The organism is Paenibacillus sp. sgz302114, from assembly GCF_056120345.1.
In genome coordinates this window covers 290,116-308,150 of record NZ_JBVYOI010000005.1, presented here as the reverse complement: position 1 = coordinate 308,150, position 18,035 = coordinate 290,116, and the positions used below count along the sequence as shown (strand labels likewise).

Annotated in this window: 13 protein-coding genes; 3 read left to right on the top strand and 10 right to left on the bottom strand. The window is 54.7% G+C overall.

Annotated features, from left to right (window positions below; genetic code table 11):
• Positions 1–55: 55 nt before the first annotated feature.
• From AC0LWF_RS15770 to AC0LWF_RS15760, 3 genes are all read right to left on the bottom strand, one after another.
• Positions 56–622 (bottom strand): hypothetical protein, encoded by a 567-nt coding sequence (locus tag AC0LWF_RS15770; protein WP_474652485.1) that lies wholly within the window; start codon positions 620–622, stop codon positions 56–58.
• Positions 623–758: 136 nt separating this feature from the next.
• The gene (locus tag AC0LWF_RS15765) at positions 759–1,178 is read right to left on the bottom strand and encodes a DUF350 domain-containing protein (RefSeq protein ID WP_474652484.1); all 420 of its coding nucleotides are present in this window, start codon (positions 1,176–1,178) and stop codon (positions 759–761) included.
• A gap of 18 nt (positions 1,179–1,196) precedes the next feature.
• Positions 1,197–3,557 (bottom strand): endonuclease MutS2, encoded by a 2,361-nt coding sequence (locus tag AC0LWF_RS15760; RefSeq protein WP_474652483.1) that lies wholly within the window; start codon positions 3,555–3,557, stop codon positions 1,197–1,199.
• A gap of 176 nt (positions 3,558–3,733) precedes the next feature.
• On the opposite strand from AC0LWF_RS15760, the gene AC0LWF_RS15755 reads away from it, so the two are divergent.
• The 3 genes from AC0LWF_RS15755 to AC0LWF_RS15745 all read left to right on the top strand — a co-directional run bounded on the left by AC0LWF_RS15755 (position 3,734) and on the right by AC0LWF_RS15745 (position 5,492).
• Complete coding sequence (locus AC0LWF_RS15755; protein ID WP_116189405.1) at positions 3,734–4,084, top strand: phage holin family protein; 351 nt, start codon at positions 3,734–3,736, stop codon at positions 4,082–4,084.
• A gap of 122 nt (positions 4,085–4,206) precedes the next feature.
• Positions 4,207–4,602: a cupredoxin domain-containing protein gene (locus AC0LWF_RS15750; protein WP_474652482.1), complete on the top strand. Its 396-nt coding sequence runs from the start codon at positions 4,207–4,209 to the stop codon at positions 4,600–4,602.
• Positions 4,603–4,775: 173 nt separating this feature from the next.
• Positions 4,776–5,492 carry an SDR family NAD(P)-dependent oxidoreductase gene (locus AC0LWF_RS15745; RefSeq protein ID WP_474652481.1) on the top strand — a complete coding sequence of 239 codons (717 nt, stop codon included), beginning with the start codon at positions 4,776–4,778 and terminating at the stop codon, positions 5,490–5,492.
• Between the two features lie 116 nt (positions 5,493–5,608).
• Here the strand turns inward: AC0LWF_RS15745 and AC0LWF_RS15740 are convergent, their stop codons facing one another.
• The 7 genes from AC0LWF_RS15740 to AC0LWF_RS15710 form a co-directional block, all read right to left on the bottom strand.
• Entirely contained in the window at positions 5,609–9,757 is a 4,149-nt protein-coding gene (locus tag AC0LWF_RS15740; RefSeq protein ID WP_474652480.1) for a hypothetical protein, read from the bottom strand.
• A gap of 255 nt (positions 9,758–10,012) precedes the next feature.
• Positions 10,013–12,460: a phenylalanine--tRNA ligase subunit beta gene (gene pheT / locus AC0LWF_RS15735; RefSeq protein WP_474652479.1), complete on the bottom strand. Its 2,448-nt coding sequence runs from the start codon at positions 12,458–12,460 to the stop codon at positions 10,013–10,015.
• An 18-nt stretch (positions 12,461–12,478) separates the two neighbouring features.
• Positions 12,479–13,510, bottom strand: coding sequence for a phenylalanine--tRNA ligase subunit alpha (pheS, locus tag AC0LWF_RS15730; protein WP_474652478.1), 1,032 nt, complete (start codon positions 13,508–13,510; stop codon positions 12,479–12,481).
• A 373-nt stretch (positions 13,511–13,883) separates the two neighbouring features.
• The gene (locus tag AC0LWF_RS15725) at positions 13,884–14,663 is read right to left on the bottom strand and encodes a YcnI family copper-binding membrane protein (protein ID WP_474652477.1); all 780 of its coding nucleotides are present in this window, start codon (positions 14,661–14,663) and stop codon (positions 13,884–13,886) included.
• Between the two features lie 109 nt (positions 14,664–14,772).
• Complete coding sequence (locus AC0LWF_RS15720) at positions 14,773–15,477, bottom strand: response regulator (RefSeq protein WP_474652476.1); 705 nt, start codon at positions 15,475–15,477, stop codon at positions 14,773–14,775.
• Positions 15,474–16,334, bottom strand: a complete 861-nt coding sequence (locus AC0LWF_RS15715) for a sensor histidine kinase (RefSeq protein ID WP_474652475.1) — start codon at positions 16,332–16,334, stop codon at positions 15,474–15,476. The genes AC0LWF_RS15720 and AC0LWF_RS15715 overlap by 4 nt, the downstream gene beginning before the upstream one ends.
• A gap of 46 nt (positions 16,335–16,380) precedes the next feature.
• Complete coding sequence (locus AC0LWF_RS15710; protein ID WP_474652474.1) at positions 16,381–18,015, bottom strand: copper resistance CopC/CopD family protein; 1,635 nt, start codon at positions 18,013–18,015, stop codon at positions 16,381–16,383.
• Positions 18,016–18,035 lie beyond the last annotated feature (20 nt).

Sequence of the window (18,035 nt, the reverse complement as noted above, 5' to 3'; positions counted from 1 at the left end):
AGCGTTCTAGGCGTAAGTTACCCCCATATGGGATGCGGCATGCCGGAAAATGCTTCTAGTCTTCCAAAGTCGCAGCTTTGGCAAACAAATTAACCAGACGTTCTTGCGCCTTCACGGACAACCGGTTCTGCGTATGGAAGCAAGACGGGCATACATAGAGCACCAGCTCGAACGGCGCTTCTAGAATGGGCTCGCCTAGAGCGGCAGGCACTTTTGGCGTAAACCGCTTCTCCTTCACGGTCTGCGTGCCCGCTTCAAGCATAAACTCGCGGCAGGATGGGCATTCAGGCGCTTCCAGCTGATCGTCCAGTATGCGGTTCATCGTCTCTTCAAGGGCAAGCTGGTCACGGTTATAAGGTCGCAGCTCCGAAAGGTCATGCGCATGCGATTGTTCAGCATCATCTTCATATTCGTCTTCCCAATCGCTGTCTTCCTCTTGTTCCTTCGCAACTACTGTGTCCGCCTCTTCATCTTCCAGCTCCATACCGAATGAAAGCGTACGGTAGCCAGACAGCTCATTCTCACAATGCGGGCAATTGCGCTCCGGGCCAATTTCTTCATCCCATACGATCTCGGTATGGCACCAAGGGCAGATGGCATGATCTTCGTGTTTCTCGTTCATTGTTGTTTCTCTCCCTATACAAATTATTGAAGCAAATAGATGACGCCGAAAATAACGAAAAGCGCGGCAAGCGCAAACAACGTTCCCCATAAATATTTCATTTGTTCAGCAACAGCCTTTCAACAAGTAATGAAAGCTACGCAATCGTAGCGCCAATGACATAAGAAAGCGATACCGATATAATCATGGCAATAAATCCGACAGCCTTATTGTCCTTCTGAATCTCATCGTCGATCCGGAAGACAGGCGTCAGAAATTCGAATAAGAAATATGCGGCAATGAGCAGCGCGAAGCCAAACGTCGCCCATACAATGCTCTGGTAGACGGTTTCGTTCGCCTGAATCGAGAAGCGGAACAAATTGCAGATGCCGAAGATTTTGCCCCCGGTCGCCATCGCAACAGCCATATTCCCGCGCTTGATCTCTTGCCAACACTTATATTTGGTTACAAATTCAAAGAAGAACAGAAACACCAGCAGAGCAAGCACCGCTACTGACACATAAGCTAGCGATGCCGCAAACGTATTGCTGAGCAATTGATCGATTTCTTGTTCCATCTTTACGCCCTCGCTTCGTTACTTCAATTCTGCAACCGTAACTCCCGCGCCGCCTTCGCCATATCTGCCGAGACGGTAGCTCTTCACATGCTTATGTCTACGCAGGAAATCGCTGATTCCCGTCCGCAGTACGCCCGTGCCGATGCCGTGGATAATAAACACTTGCCCGAAGCCAGCCAAGAACGACTCGTCGAGGAACCGGTCCACCTCCATCATCGCTTCCTCTAAGTTCGCTCCGCGCAGATCCAGCTCGGAGCGCACATTCTCGTCGCGAGTACGCTTAAGGCTTGCGGCAATCTTCGGCTGCGCCTTGTTCGCTTCCGCACGTTTCACAAGCTCCAGGTCGCTAAGCGCTACCTTCATCTTCATAATACCGAGCTGCACAAAAGCATCACTGCCCGACAGCTCTACAACATGACCGCGCTGATTCAGGCTGTACACCATAACCTCGTCGCCGTTCTCGATTTGCTGCGGCTTTGCAGTCTTTTGCTTCGTGCCTGCCGCTCTGCGTTTCTCTGGCGTTGCTTCATCCAGCTTACGGCGCGCTTCGATCAGCTTGTGATCCTTCACCGCCGCGCCTTCCTCTTGCGCGAGCTTGCGCAGATCCGCGATGATTTCTTCCGCTTCGCGCCTCGCCTTCAGCATCACTTCGCGGGCATCATCCTGCGCCTTTGCGAGCAACCGCTCGCGCTGCTCCTCGAACTTCTGCAGCTCCGCTTCATGCCGCGTACGCTCCGCCTCCAGCTGCTTGCGCAGCGCTTCGGCTGTATGCCGTTCCGCCTCGGCCCCGATTCGATTCTCCTCCAAGGAGGCGATCATCGACTCGACGCGCATATCCTCTTCGCTCACTTCGCCGCGCGCGTGATCAATAATAGTCCGCGTAAGGCCAAGCCGCTCCGCAATCGCGAACGCGTTGCTTCGGCCAGGAACGCCGATGAGCAAGCGGTACGTTGGGCTCAGCGTTGCAATATCAAACTCCATGCTGGCGTTGATTACGCCTTTGCGGTTATAAGCATAAGCTTTCAATTCACTGTAGTGCGTTGTCGCTATGATGCGGCAGCCGAGCTTATGCATATGCTCGAGAATCGCAATCGCCAGCGCAGAGCCTTCCGCAGGGTCAGTTCCTGCACCAAGCTCATCAAGCAGAACAAGGCTCTTCGGCGTCATATTGCTTAAGATTCGGATAATATTGGTTAAGTGACTGGAGAACGTACTTAAGCTCTGTTCAATGCTTTGCTCATCGCCGATATCGGCATAGATCGCATCGAATACGCATAGCTGGCTGCCGTCTTCCGCGGGTACGAACAAGCCCGACATCGCCATCAGGCTGAGCAAGCCGATCGTCTTCAGGGAGACCGTCTTACCGCCCGTATTCGGACCTGTTACGATAATCGCCGTGTAGTTGTTGCCGAGCTCGACATCAATCGGCACCACATGCTCGCGCGCAATAAGCGGGTGGCGACCGCGGCGCAGCTTCAGGAAGCCTCTGTCATTCATGAGCGGCAGCGTTGCCCCCATCGTATGCGCAAGGCGCGCTTTGGCAAAGGCAAAATCAAGCTGGCCGAGAACATCCAGATCCAGCATTAAGTCATCGGCATATTCCGCTGTCAGAGCGGTCAGCTTTTGCAGTATTTTCTCAATTTCCCGCTCCTCGGCAAGCCGCAGCTCACGCAGTTTATTGTTCATCACGACAATCGCTTCCGGCTCGATGAACAGCGTCGCGCCAGAGCCTGATTGATCATGAACAATACCGCCGAAATTCGAACGGTATTCCTGCTTCACCGGAATGACATAGCGGTCGTTACGGATCGTAATAATGGCATCCTGCAGCATCTTCTGCACAGAAGACGAACGAATCATGCCCTCGAGCTTCTCTCGTACGCGCGATTCGCCGCTGCGCAGCTCTCGGCGAATAGAAGCGAGCTCCATGCTTGCGCTGTCCATCACTTCTGCTTGATCGTCGATGCAGAGGAAGATGGCGTCTTCCAAAGCTTTATGCTCTGTCAACTGCTCAACCATTGCCGCAAGCAGCGGAACCGAATGGTCATCGTGAAGCTGCTCAATATGGCGTTTCACCCGGCGCGAACCGCGAACGGTCTCCGCAATTTCCAGCAGCTCCCCTGGGTTTAGCGTACCGCCGATCTTGGAACGAAGCAGGGACGGCTTAATATCGACGACGCCGCCGAATGGCGCACTGCCTTTGAGCCGATCGGCTTTATAGGATTCATCCGTAATGGCTAGGGAATGCTTCACCATCTCCAAATCGGAGTTTGGCTGGAGCGCCTGAACTGCTGCTTTTCCAAGTGATGTCGCAGCATGCTGCTCTAATTTATTTATGATTTTGGCATAATCGAGTGTGTGTAATATTTTGTTGTCCAAGCGGGCACAACTCCTCTCGTTTCTTATTATAGCGGAAGGACGCAGTCTATGCTATGACAAGCGATGCACCCATGAATGACAGCTGCAAAAAAGGTAACACTACATGTACACGAGGAGTATCACCATCTCCGAGTAAGGAAGCTCTTCCAAAAAATAGGTACAGGAGGTTTTCCGTTATGCATTTTCTGGGTCATGTAGTTAGATTCATCGTATCAGCGATTGTGTTAATGATCGTCGGTTATATTGTGCCACAATTCAGTGTCGGCGGATTCTGGAGCGCTTTATTCCTCGCTCTGGTCATCGCAGCGCTAGGCTGGATTATCGAAGGTATTTTCGGCAAAAGAGTTACGCCATTCGGACGCGGTATCGTTGGCTTCCTCTGCAGCGCACTCGTCATCTGGCTTGCTCAGTTTATCGTCGGCGGTGTTCATGCGACATGGCTCGGAGCGATACTGGCAGCGCTTGTCATCGGGATCATCGACCTATTTATCCCCGTCAGCACGCCTTACGAAGCTGGACGCGAGTAAATAGAACGTTTCAAGCCTACAGACAGCGCGCCTTCCCGTATTCAACAGATCGTCACAGTAATTTTACCCATGGCAAGGTATACTAGATACATTATTGATTCCAAGCTATGGAGGGTTATCTAGTGAAGAAATTACTGCTTATTGCTTTCATGATGGTTGCAGCGGTTCTTGTTCTGGCGGCTTGCGGCGAGAACAAATCTGACAATACGAATACAGGCGCAGGCGCGGGTGTAGAAGAAACAGGTACAGCAGCTTCCGCCAAAATTACGATTAAAGCGAAGCGCTACGAGTTCGATAAGCCTGTGTACAAGATCAAGAAAGGCGAGCCGACTGAAATTACGCTGAAGTCGGAAGACGGCGTTCACGGCATCGAAGTGTCTGACTTGAACGAGCTGAAGATCGACAGCGACAGCCCTAAGGTCGTTACGATCAACGATGCAGGCGAATATGAATTCCACTGCGACATCATGTGCGGAAGCGGCCACTCTAAGATGATTGCGAAGCTGGTTGTTGAATAACACATATGAAACCGTCCCTCCCGGGACGGTTTTTATTATTCCGATTCGTAATGCTGTCCATCAGAAAAGCTGATGAAGCGCCTCAATTGACAGCTATATTGGTTTTACCAGCAGTAACGCATAAGAAAGCCTTATAGCCGCACTATTCCTTTCGTCAGCCGGTTGCTGTTACGATGATGTCAACAACGATGCAAAGGGTGGTCTTCATGGGCAAGCTGAGTGGACAAGTAGCGGTAATTACAGGTGCGGGCACGGGACTCGGCAGGGCGACGGCAATTGATTTTGCGCGGGAAGGCGCACATGTCGTGCTGCTCGGCAGACGGCCCCACAAGCTCGAAGAAACAGCTGAACGGATCGGAAACGATGCAGCAGGCGAAGGCAAAGCACTTGTATTGGCGTGTGATATTTCGATAGAAGAGCAGGTAGAAGCCGCTATTGCACGGATCATTGCCGAGCTAGGCAAGATTGATATTCTCGTGAATAACGCAGCGGTATTTGAACCTGGCAAAGTCATTGAACTGACGGCTGCGGAGTGGGCGCTTCAGCTTAGCGCGAATTTGACGGGACCTTTCCTCATGACGCGAGGCGTCCTGCCAGCTATGCGGGAGGCTCGTTATGGCCGGATTATCAACATCACTTCCGGTCTCGCTTGGAACGGTGCCGGTGGTTATGCCGCATACAGCGCATCCAAAGCGGGCCTCGAGTCACTAACGCGGACGACAGCGGATGAAGAGCATGACTTCGGCATTCTCGTGAACGCGTTCAATCCGGGTACAGTTCGCAGCGAGATGCATGCAACTGGCAGGGATCCGCATCAAGTGACGTCTGAGCTTGTTCGCCTAGCGTCGCTTCCGCAGAACGGCGTAACGGGCTCGATCGTTACCTATTAATGAGCATTGAAATGAAGTCGTCGCGTAAATAAGGGCTATGTCCGTATGAGCCGGTTCCGGTAGAAACCTTCATACGTGCATAGCCCTTTTGTTGTTGATACGGATGGAGCCTTCTCTTAGTTGTCCGAGATAAGCTCAATCCACTCATTATACTCCGTTTGCAGCTTGGAGTATTCAATCTGCAGCTTGCTGTGTTCCGTTTGCAGCTTCGCATATGAGTCGCGCTGCTGCTGCTCTGCTTGACCTGCTTCTTGCAGCGCCGACTCCAGCTCCGCGAGGCGTTCGCTAATTTGCTGCGCCTCCTGCTTCACTTTCATCGCATCCTCTTCGGTTAGCAGCAGCTGCTCAAGCAGCCCTGCTTCCGCTTCCGCATGCGCTGCGGCTTCCCGCTTCGCAAGCTGAATCTCCGAATCGGCCGCTTGCACCTGATCATTCAGCTTCGAGGACGCTTCTTCTGCGATCCGCTCGGCTTCCGCCATGTGCTGGCGAGCTTCGCGCATCCATTCGAATGCGCGATCTTCTGCGGCTTGCAGTCTGCTTGCAAGCTCTTCCTTCTGCTCAGCGAGCTGCTTCAGTTCCTGCTGCAGCGTATCGCGCTGCTCCACGAGCAGTTGGTGCTCATAATTGCTGCTTTCCGTTTCCTGATGCGTTTCTTTCAGCTGTGCGCGAAGCTCCGCTAGCTGTTCCTCAAGCTCTTGCATCGCTTCAAGGCGGTGCTGGTCTTCCTGCTGGAAGGAGACAAGCGCCTGTTCGATCTTAGACACTGCGTTATCTCGCTCGTGAAGCTCTTGTTCAAGACGCTTAACTGTTTTGCGCAGTGAATCGTCCTGCTCCGCTGCTTCCAGGGCGAACAGCTCCGCCTGCTCTTCTGCTTCCTTAAGCTTGGCTTGCAGCACGCTCAGCTCGCGTCCTGTTTCATCAAGCAATGAGGAGAGAGATTCGCGTTCGTTCTGCCACAGAGTCTTTGAGCTCTCCGCAGCTTCTTCGAGCATCGCATAACGCAGCTCCGACTCAGCGCGGACTGCATCCAGCTCTTGCTTATATCTAGCGGCAACCGCTTCCGCCTCTTGCGCTCCTTCTTGCAGCGCTTCCTCAAACAGCGATTGACCATTATTCCGCTCCTGCTCGAGCACAATTGCAGCCTGCTTACGCTCTTGCTCAAGCTCAGCCCGATGCTTCTCGCGCATTTGTGCAATCGTTGCGGCTGCCTCTTCACTTGCCGCCGCTAGCGCTGCTGCCGCTTCTAATCGCTCAGCTTCCAGCTCGCTTTGCAATGCCAAACGCAGCTGCGACAGCTGTTCCTCTGCCGCCGCGGCTGCTTCCGCAGCCTCGCCGCGAATGCGATCGAACCGCTCGCGCGCCGCTTGGCGAATACGCTCCACTTCCGCTTCCGCATTCGCGCGCGCTTGCTCCGCTTGCAGCTGCAGCTCTGCTCGCGTTTCCTCGAACATCTCCGCTGCTGCAGCTGCTGCCGTTTCATGCATCTGACGCTCTTTGCTGAGCTCGTCGTCATGCGCTGCAAGCGCATCCGCTAGCCGCGCTTCTGCTGCTTGGCGTTCACTTGCAAGCTGCGCTTGAAGTGCTGCTCGCTCGTTCTCATGTCCTTCGCGAGCTGTGCGCAGTGCAATAGCTAGCTCTTCGAGCTCAAGCTCCTGCTCGAAGCGCTGCTCCGCCATCACTGCTCCCAGCTGCTCACGCAGCTGTGCAAGCTCCGCTGCCGCTGCTTCGCGGCCTTCTGCCAGCTGCGCCGCAGCTGCTTCTCGCACGCGAGCCAGCTCTGCCCGGCTCGCTTCGAGCGCTTGCTCATGCTGCGCTTCAAGCGCCGCGCACTCGCGATCATGCTCTTCGCGAGCTGTGCGCAATGCAATGACTTGCACTTCGAGCTCGAGTTCCATCTCGAAGCGCTGCTCCGCCATCGCCGCATCCAGCTGCTCGCGCAGCTGCACGAGCTCCGCAGCTGCCAGCTCGCGCTCGCTTGCCGCTTCGATTGCTGCCGATTCAATCGCTTGCTCAAGCCGTCCTTGCAATTCCGAACGGACCTGCTCAAGCTCAGCACGAGCTGATGCTTGCTCGCTTGCCAGTTGCTCCTGCAGCTCCGATCTTACTTGCTCAAGCAAGACGCGAGCCGTTTCCTGCTCATTCTCCCGCTCCGCCGTAAGCTCTACCCACACGCGCTCCAGCTCCGCTTGGGAAGCCGCTGTCGCTTCGCGCTCGCTCGCCAGCTGCGCCTCAAGCTCGCCTCGTACCTGCGAGAGCTCCGCTGCTGCCGCTTCGCGCTCACTTGCCAGCTTCGCCTCAAGCTCACCGCGTACTCGCTCCTGCTCTTCACGCGCTAGTTCACGCTCGAACCCGAGCGTCTCCTCTGCGTTCTCGCGCTCGCTCGCCAGCTGCGCCTCAAGCTCACCACGTGCTTGCGCCAGCTCCGCTGCTGCCGCTTCGCGAACGCTTGCGAGCTCCGCTGCCGCTGCGCGAGCTGCTTCATCCATGCGCCCTTGCAGATCGGCGCTTGTATGCTCCAGCGCTTCGCGCGCCGCTTCGCGCTCGCTGATCAGTTTCGACTCAAGCTCGGCACGCGCCCTCGCTTGCTCCGCTACCATCTTGCGCTCGCTCTCAACCTGCGCACTCAGCTCTCTTCGCACGCGTTCAAGCTCTTCGCTCGCTACTTCACGCTCGAACTCGAGCGCCTCCTCTGCGTTCTCACGCACGTTCGCGAGCTGCGCTTCCAGCTCGGCTCTCACTCGCTCTTGCTCCGCTGCCGCTGCTTCACGCTCGCTCGTGAGCTGTGCCTCAAGCTCGACTTGCACTCTCTCAAGCTCAGCCATGGCTGACTCGCGCTCGCTCGCAAGCTCCGCTGCCGCGGTGCGTGCCGCTTCTTCCAAGCGCCCTTGCAAAGCTGCTCTTGTCCGCTCCAGCTCTTCTCGCGCTGCCGCTCTCTCGCTCTCAAACTCGCCGAGTACTCGTTCTTGCTCCGCAGCTGCCGACTCACGCTCGCTTGCTAGCAGCTTCTCCAGCTCGACTCGCACTCGCTCCAGTTCTTCTCGCGCTACTTCACGCTCGAATTCGAGCGTCTCGTCCGCTTTCTGGCGCTCGCTTGCCAGCTTCACCTCAAGCTCGCCGCGTACTCGCTCTTGCTCCGCCGCCGCTGTTTCGCGCTCACTCGCCAGCTTTGCCTCAAGCTCGCCGCGTACTCGCTCTTGCTCCGCCATAGACTCGCGTTCGCTTGCTAGCAACGCCTCCAGCTCCCCGCGAACCCGCGCAAGCTCCGCTGATGCCGCTTCACGCTCGCTTGCAAGTACTTCGGCTGCAACGCGAACCGCTTCTTCCATGCGCCCTTGCAGAGCTGCGCTTGTCCGCTCCAGCTCTTCGAGCGAAGACTCGCGCTCGTTCTCAAGCTGTGCTTCCAATTCGCTTCGTACTCGCTCTAGTTCTCCCGCAGCCGCCTCGCGTTCACTCGCCAGCTGCGCTTCAAGCTCGCTTCGTACCCGCTCCTGCTCTTCACGCGCTACTTCACGCTCGAACTCGAGCGTCTCCTGCGCATTCGCGAGCTCACCCGCCAGTTTCACTTCCAGCTCTTCGCGAACTCGCGTCAGTTCCGCCGCTGCGGCATCGCTTTCTCTCGCCAGCCTTGCCTCAAGCTCGCTACGAACTCGCTGTTGCTCTCCCGCAGCTGCCTCACGCTCACTCGCGAGCTGAGCCTCAAGCTCGTTTCGTACTCGCTCTTGCTCTTCTCGCGCTACTTCGCGCTCGAACTCGAGCGTCTCCATCGCATTCGCGCGCTCACTCTCCAGCTTCACTTCCAGCTCTTCGCGAACCCGCGCCAGCTCCGCCGCTGCGGCATGACTTTCACTCGCCAGCTTCGCTTCCAGCTCACTTCGTACTCTCTCTTGCTCATTACGCGCTGCTGCGCGTTCCGAAGCAAGCGTCTCCTCAGCATCCGCGCGTTCTGCATCGAACTGCTTCTGCAGCTCATCAAGCAGCTGCTTCAACTGCTCAAGCTCAGCAACCGCTACCTTTCGGCGTTGTTCGGTCTCGTGCATGTGCTCGTTCTCAACGCGCAGCCGGAAAACATCTTCAGCCATATGTACTGCAGCAAGCATGGATATTTTCGGCAAATCCAGCATGGGATATCCTTTTGCCAGCTTATGCATATTCTCATCAACAAGCGCGGCAATGCGCTTGATGTAATCGGGATTTGTATGTCCTGCTAGTTTAAATTGGTTACCGTATATATCAACCGTTACTCGTGTCCGATCGGCAGCGTTCATAGGGGTGATCCTCCTATAGATTCATAAGTCAAAACTACAGTTCTATGCGACAATCGTTGCCATCATCCACATTCAATCAAGCAAAAAACGACGACTATTCTGCCTCCGAATAATACAAGGTCTTACAAATAGGATAAAGCCGCATCGAATATTCGTTCAGAGGCCGCACAGCACGTATCATCTATTCCTACAATAGACAATATCCGTTTTTGCTTGGCAAAGAACTAATTCGATACGGCTTCCCGCATCTCCTGCCTATTTACGCAATTCTGCTGCAAAAGATTGTTCCAAGTTTGTTACGACCTTGCCGTGTATCTCCGTTGCTTCTTCATCCGTTAGTGTGCGCTCAGCATGGCGGTAAACGAGCGACAATGCAACACTCTTCTTGTCTGCACCGAGCTTCTCGCCCGTGTAGATGTCGAAGATGCGAACCGACTCGAGCAGCTCGCCAGCTGTCTCGCGAACAGCGCCAATCAGCTTGCCTGCTTCCACCTCTTGGCTCAGTACGACTGCAATGTCCCGCTCCATCGCTGGGTAACGAGGCAGCGCTTTGTACACAATATCGAAGCTGGCCGCATCATAGAGCGGCGCCAAGTCTACTTCAAGCACATACGTATCGCCAAGATCGTGATCGTTCTGAGTCGTAGGGTGCAATTGACCCATGTAACCGATTGTCACAGGACCGCGCTCGCTAGCGAATACGATTGCAGCTGTTCGTCCCGGATGCATATGCTCCGGCTGTGCCGCTTCATAGCTGATGTCGCCGCTGACGCCAAGAAGATCGACGATCGTTTCCATGATGCCTTTCAGATCATAGAAGTCATACGCATCTGCTTTGCGGTTCCACGACGCCACATTTTTATTGCCTGTAAGCAAAATCGCCAAACGATGTTTCTCATGCGGCAGGCGAGTCAGCTCCGCTTCATCTGTATGGAAGACGCTGCCGATTTCGAAGATCGCGGCATCATCATTCTTACGGTTGCGATTGTACGTCGCCGTCTCAAGCAATTGCGGCAGCAGACTTGTGCGAAGAGCGCTGCGGTCCTCGCTCATCGGCAGCGCCAGACGAACAGGGAACAGATCTGCGCCAGTCAAAGCCGGGAATAGCTTCGTGCGGTCTGGATGCGTGAACGAATAGCTGATTACTTCATGAAGGCCTGCATCTGTCAGACGCTTACGCAGCTCGCGGCGGATTGCCTGCGGCTTCGTCAATGCGCCTGGTGTCGCTGCACCTTCAATAGCAGTCGTTGGGATGTTATCGTAGCCGAACAGACGGGCTACTTCTTCAATCAAGTCAACGTCGCGCGTAATGTCGCCGCGGCGCGAAGGCGTCTGAACGGTAAATACCCCATCCGCCGACAATTCAAACGGGAATTGCAAACGCCCGAAGATCGTCTCGACCTCAAGCTTCGACAGCTCCGTGCCGAGGTAACGGTTGATTTTATCGAGAGATACGCTGACAACGGTCTGTTTCGGCTGCTCTGTAAGCTCTTCAACGATGCCTTCAAGCACAAGACCATCCGCATACTTCTCCATCAGGACCGCTGCACGATCAAGCGCAGGTACGACACGCGCCGGGTCTACGCCCTTCTCGAAACGAACGCTCGATTCCGAGCGAAGACCGACTTGGCGGGATGTCTTGCGGATCGTGCCGCCATCGAAGCGAGCCGATTCCAGCAAAATATTGACCGTACCGTCAGTAACCTCCGAAGTCGAGCCGCCCATTACGCCTGCAAGCGCAATTGGCTCGCTGCCATTCGTAATGACGAGCATGCTCGAATCCAGCTTGCGCTCCTGACCGTCAAGCGTTTCCAGCACTTCGCCGTCATTCGCCATACGGACCACGATGCGTCCACCTGCCACTTTATCCGCATCGAATGCGTGCAGCGGTTGACCGTATTCGAGCAGAACGTAGTTCGTAATATCAACGACGTTGCTGATTGGGCGAATGCCTGCAGCCATAAGGCGGTTCTGCATCCATTGCGGAGAAGGACCGATCTTAACGCCTTTAATATAGCGAGCGGAATAGTGGGAGCACTGCTCCTTCGCTTCAATGCGAACGGACACATGTGCCGAAGTCAGCTCTGCTGAATCGCTCACGCGGTTGTCAGGCAGCTTGACTTCACGACCTGTTAGCGCGCCTACTTCATAAGCGACGCCAAGCATGCTCAGGCAGTCCGAGCGGTTCGGTGTCAGATCAAGCTCCAGCACTTCATCATCAATTGCCAGCACATCAAGAATCGACGCGCCTACTTTAGTACCTTCAGGCAGAACGAGAATGCCTTCCTGCTGCTCCTTAGGAAGCAGCTTCTCGCTAAGGCCAAGCTCCTTCGCCGAGCAGATCATGCCTTGCGATTCAACACCGCGCAGCTTAGCGCGTTTAATTGCGAAGTCGCCAGGAAGCACTGCGCCGATTGTTGCTACCGGAACGAGCTGGCCTGCCGCAACGTTCTTCGCGCCGCACACGATTTGCAGCACTTCAGGGCCGCCAACGTCAAGTGTACATACGCTTAGCTTATCCGCATCCGGATGCTTCTCGCATGTTAGCACGTGACCGACTACGACGCCGGCTTTCACGCCTTTGTTGCGGTTTTCAACGACGTCAATCTCAATACCGCCGCTTGTCATCAGTTCCGCCAACTGCTCGCCGGTGTAACCGTTCAGATCTATATATTCACTTAGCCATTTATAAGAAACATTCATCTTTAGTTAGCCTCCTTCTCACATTCGGACAAACTGGCTCAGGAAGCGCAGATCGTTCGTATAGAAATGACGAATATCGTCGATGCCGTACTTGAGGAGAGCGATACGCTCTACGCCCATGCCGAATGCGAAGCCGCTGACTTCGTTCGGATCGTAGCCGCCCATCTCGAGCACGCGCGGGTGAACCATGCCGCAGCCGAGAATTTCGAGCCAACCGGTCTGCTTGCACATCCGGCAGCCATGACCGCCGCATTGCACGCAAGTGACATCCACTTCAGCGCTTGGCTCTGTGAATGGGAAGAAGCTCGGACGCAGACGAATTTGCGCCTGCTTGCCGAACATTTGCTGTACGAATTGCAGCAAAGTGCCTTTCAAGTCGCTCATGCGGATGTTCGGCCCGATTACGAGCCCTTCAATCTGATTGAACTGGAACGAATGCGTCGCATCGTCATCGTCACGGCGATAAACTTTGCCCGGGCAGATGACTTTAACTGGCTTGCCGTTCATCGCTTTCATCGTGCGAACTTGCACCGGCGATGTGTGCGTACGCATCAGAATATCTTCCGTTACGTAGAACGAATCCTGCATATCGCGCGCAGGGTGGTTCTTCGGCAGGTTCAACGCTTCGAAGTTATAGTAGTCGGACTCAACCTCAGGTCCTTCCGCAATGGTATAACCCATGCCGATAAAAGCATCCTCGATCTCCTGCGCCACCTTGTTAAGCGGGTGGACCGCGCCTGCTCCAAGCTTCTTGCCTGGCAGCGTGACATCGATGGTTTCCTCGCGAAGGCGATTCTCTGTCTCCGCTTGCTGGAATGCAGCCTGCTTCGTCTCGATGACTTCTTCAATTGCTGCGCGGACTTCGTTGCCGACTTGCCCGATAATCGGACGCTCTTCAGCGCTCAGAGCACCCATGCCGCGAAGAATTTCGGTTAGCGCACCTTTCTTGCCTAAATATTTGACCCGCAAATCATTCAACTGCTGCGGCCCGGCTACTTGCTGCAGCTCCTGCAGCGCCTCGGCGCGCAATGCTTCCAAACGCTCTTTCATCTTCTGACCATTCCTCTCTTAAGCAAATAAAAAACGGTCCTCTCTCCCCGTAAGGGACGAAAGAACCGTGTTACCACCCTAGTTCGAACTCCTCCGCTATCCATCCTCGCGGAAAAATTCCTCAAACTCCGGATATCGGCCGGAAAACCGGTACTCTCTACAAAGCTGCAGCTTTAGCAGCTGCGCCCTTCAAGAGTCTGCTCGGAAGCGAACTTCGGCAGCCTGATTTCTTAAAGACGCTCTCAATCTGCGGCGTCTTCTCCCTGTTAAGAAAGCACTGCGTACTCTTCTTCCTCATCGCATTAAGATATATAGCTTCTATTATAATTAATTATACTGTCACCGCGCAAGTCTTCTCCGCGAAAAGCTTGGATTAACGTTTCTTCCGTGTTGACGCCACGACAAGCGCTGCCGCTGCAAGCACCACAGCTGCAATCGCAAGGCCAAGCGTTACGTTCGCTTTCGTGCTGTCTTCAGCTGCTGTCATTGGCTGATCTGTCTCTTGCGCCGAAGCAGTTGCATCGTTCGTTGCTGCTTGGTGGCCGCTGTCTGTCGTAGTCGCCGCATTGCCTGCAGAGCTGTTGCTCGATCCCGCAGAAGCATTCGACGTTGCTGCATCCTTGTTACCAGCCGGTTCTGCCGATGTACCGCCGCCGTGACTGTCCCCTTCGCCTGCAGCCGCCGCAGTAACCGTCGTTACAGAAGCAGGGTATTCCGCATCTTCGCCGCCAACCCATTCCACTAACGATTTGTCGCTGTACGTTTGGTACGCTTTCCATACGAGCTGTGTCGCATCCTGTGCAACTTTACCGGATACACGGAATTCCGTAAACTCCGTCTGCGACAAGCCTGCGCCTTCCGCTGTCCACGTAATCGCGGTGATCGCCTTCGTGTCTGCATTGCGCTCAAGCTCGTATTTCCAGCCTGTTTTGGGCTCCACGCGGCTCACCTTCACACCGTCAGGTACTTTGACTTTAACAGCCGTTGTCGTTACGTTCTCTTTCTCGCTCGGCACGCGAACCGCGAAGACTTGATAGCTGTTCGCCTCCGCTGTCGGGGGCTGCACCGTAACGTGCGCGCTAGCGATTCCTGCGAACAGGAATAGGGATAGTGCTGTTAGTGTAAGTATGGACCATTTTTTCAACTTATTCATAGTGGATTGCTCCTCCTCATTCATCTCTACAGAGGAGTATAGCCCAGAATATTATCGAGGGCATGGCTCGATAGAGCTATATGATTGTTACAATATATTGTCGGCTCGTTCATTTCTTCGGAATTAAACCCTTCTCAAGCGCATATCGCGTTAGCTGAACCCTGTTATCCAAGTGAAGCTTCTGCAAAATATTTTTCAGATGGTTCTTCACCGTATGCTCCGAAATGCCGAAGCTCTCCGCAATCTGCCGGTTGGAGCTGCCTGATGCGACCCCTTCAAGCACTTCGCGCTCCCGATGCGTCAGAGCAGTATGGTACGCTTCCTCCTCGGATGAGCCTGCTCTGCTTCCCCCGTTTAGCTGTGTCTCCATTCCCTTGCTCCCGCCGTTAAACTCCTGCAGCATCCGAAACGCCAGCTCTTTGGACAACGGCGCCTCGTCAACCGCTACGGCGCGAAGGTATTCCAGCCACGCCGACGGTGATAAGTTCTTCAGCAGGTAGCCTTGTGCCCCGCGCTTGATTGCTTCGAACAGATCGCTAATATCATCAGATACAGTCACCATAATGATCTTAATGCGAGGATCGATCGCTTTAATATGCTGCGTCGCTTCCATCCCGTTCATCACCGGCATATTAATATCCATTAATACAAGATCCGGGACGAGCTCGGCAGCTAGCCTGACTGCCTCTTCACCGTTTGCCGCTTCCCCTGCAATGAGGAATGCCGCATCCCCGCTCACAATATCCCGCATTCCTTCACGGCCATGCGGATGATCGTCCGCCAGCAGAACTGTAATCTGCTTCTGTTCGCTCATCGGCCCTGCGCCTCCTTGATGACTTCTACTGTTGCGCCATGCTCCAGCTCATCTCGGCTTCGCACTTGGAATTGCCAGCCCATCGCCTCTGCGCGGTCACGCATCATTCGAATGCCGTATCGTCCTTTAGCGCCGAGCTGCTCAGGCAGCGCGCCGATGCCGTTATCCGTGATGGTGCAGCGGAAGTCTACGGCGCCAGGAGCTTCGCCTATTGGCACAGCATGCACAATCAGCTGCGTGGCATGCGCATGCTTCTGCACGTTCAGCATCGCCTCGCGGACGATGGCGAGCAGCTCCACCTTCTCTTTGCTGCTCAGCAGACTGTCGCCCAGTCGCCAATCCAGCTGTGCATCCAGTCCGCCGCGCCGCAGCTCCTCCGCCATCTCCCGAACTGCCTGCATCCACTGCACGTCCGTACGTGACGGCTCGCTTCGCAGGCTCGCAATGGATTGGCGCACATCTTCATACACATGGCGGACGGTGCGCCGAAGCTGCTGCGCCGTCTCCATGACCTGCTCATTGTCCTTCGCCTGCTCAAGCTTGTCGAGCTTAACTGACAAGAGGAAGAGCGACTGCGATATGCCATCATGCAGCTCGCGCGCCAGCTGCTCGCGTTCCATGAAAGCCGCTTTGGCAGATTTGGCCTGCTGCAGCGACTCATTCGTTTCTTCCAGCATTCGAAACAGCTTAATGACAAGCGTCGCCGTTACGGTCATAACGATGACAGGCGTTAACCAGTTGCCAAGCTCCATCGACACGTATGGCAACAGAATCGTATGCCTAAGGTATTCCCACAGCGCAATCGTCAGCGTCGGCGTCCACAGTATGAACCATTTGATCCGTTTATACGACGACATTCGCGTTTTCTCCCCCTTCCTCGAATCAGTTATCAGCTATCATTATTTAGTAGTTGCGGAACTCCGTCTTCTCCACCGTTTCATTATCGTCTTTATCCATGACACGGATTTCGGCCTGCCAACGGCCTGCGAACGGAACGAATGGACCTTCCGTCGTAAACGCCGCTTTCACGAAGCCGTCGAAAGAAGTTATTTCTGGATCTTCAAAAGCTTTGATTGGCACATCAATCGGTCCGAGATCTGGGCGATCGAGCGAGAACAGCCTCAGCTTCACCGACTTGGGCGCGCCAGTCGCATCCGGCAGCCATACTTTGACGATGAAATTGTTCTCTCCTGGCTTGTTAGGCGTTACTCGGAGCGAGAGGTGCATCTTGTCGCCCATCTTGTGGTACAGTACAGGCTCGTTCGCGGGCAATGGACTTATATAGGTAAAGAGCGCCGCACATACGATAATAAGCGCCATTAGCGCTGCATCTACGCGAAGCAGTACGGTTGTCGGCAGGTCGCCTCTTCGCACGCGCAAGTGAAGCAAGCCTCCAACGCCAAGCACGAACACGACAAGGCCTGTCTTCACAAGCAGAATCGTTCCCCATGCGGTATAGAACAGGTAATGAAGCGACGGCAGGAAGAGCAGCGTAAGTCCCATCCCTGTCAGTACGAGAAGCGTAATAGACAGTAAGGCTGCCCGCGAGAATACAACGGCGAAGCGCCCAGCTTCCTTACGATCTGCCATCCACAGCACTAGAAGCAGCAGCAAGCCTCCTACCCACACTGATGCGGCTGCAAGGTGCACGAAATCGAACAGCACGGACGATATTTTCGGCGTAAATACGACAGCGTGACCACTAAGGCTTTCCAGTACAAGAATGCCAGCTGCCCACAAAGCCTTCATTATTGGACCGAATCGGACGATAATAAATCCGATGAGAGCGAATGCCAGCAGCGCTACCCATTCATGGCCAATTGTCGTGCGCAGGAACAGCTTGCTGTATTCCGAGCTTGGATAGCCGGTAAGGATCTCGCGCGCGTGCACGAATATATAAAGAAGCGAAGCGACGAGCAGCGTCTGAAGAGCGAGCATCTCCCATTTCTTCTGAAGCTGTCGCAGCTGTTCACCGCGTCCTCTTGTGAGCAGCGGCCATAGCATGAGGCCTGCAGCGAGCAGCAGCGATGCGTAATAGACTGCACGCACTGCATAAATAATGAATTGATTAATGGTTAGCTGTGTGGATACACTATGTCCCTCATGACCAAGCTCTTTGTGCGGGTCGAAGGTTGCGGCATCAACTCCTTCGGTCACATTGCCGACAACAAATACGTACGATCCGCTTATCGGATGTCCGTCCTCGGAAATGACCGCATAAGAAACGGTATACACGCCTTCTGTTAGCTTCGGTAGCGGCAGTGTAAGCGACTGTCCGTCCTTGCTGGCAGTAGGCGCTTTGTCTGTTACAGGGCGAGATTTGGAATCCAGCACTTTAATGGCGCCGACCTCAGGTTCAATCGATTCATTGAAGGATAGCTCGACGGCCGTTGGGCTTTGCTCATATTTCGCATTCGGCTCTGGCACGGTTCGTTCAAGCTCCGCATGCGCGGCGACGGCTCCCGGCATGCTAAGAAGCATCAGGCACATCCAGATGGAGATGGCTGCTGCTTGAATAAGTGATAGGTATTTGTTCAATTTACGGCTCATAGCGGATT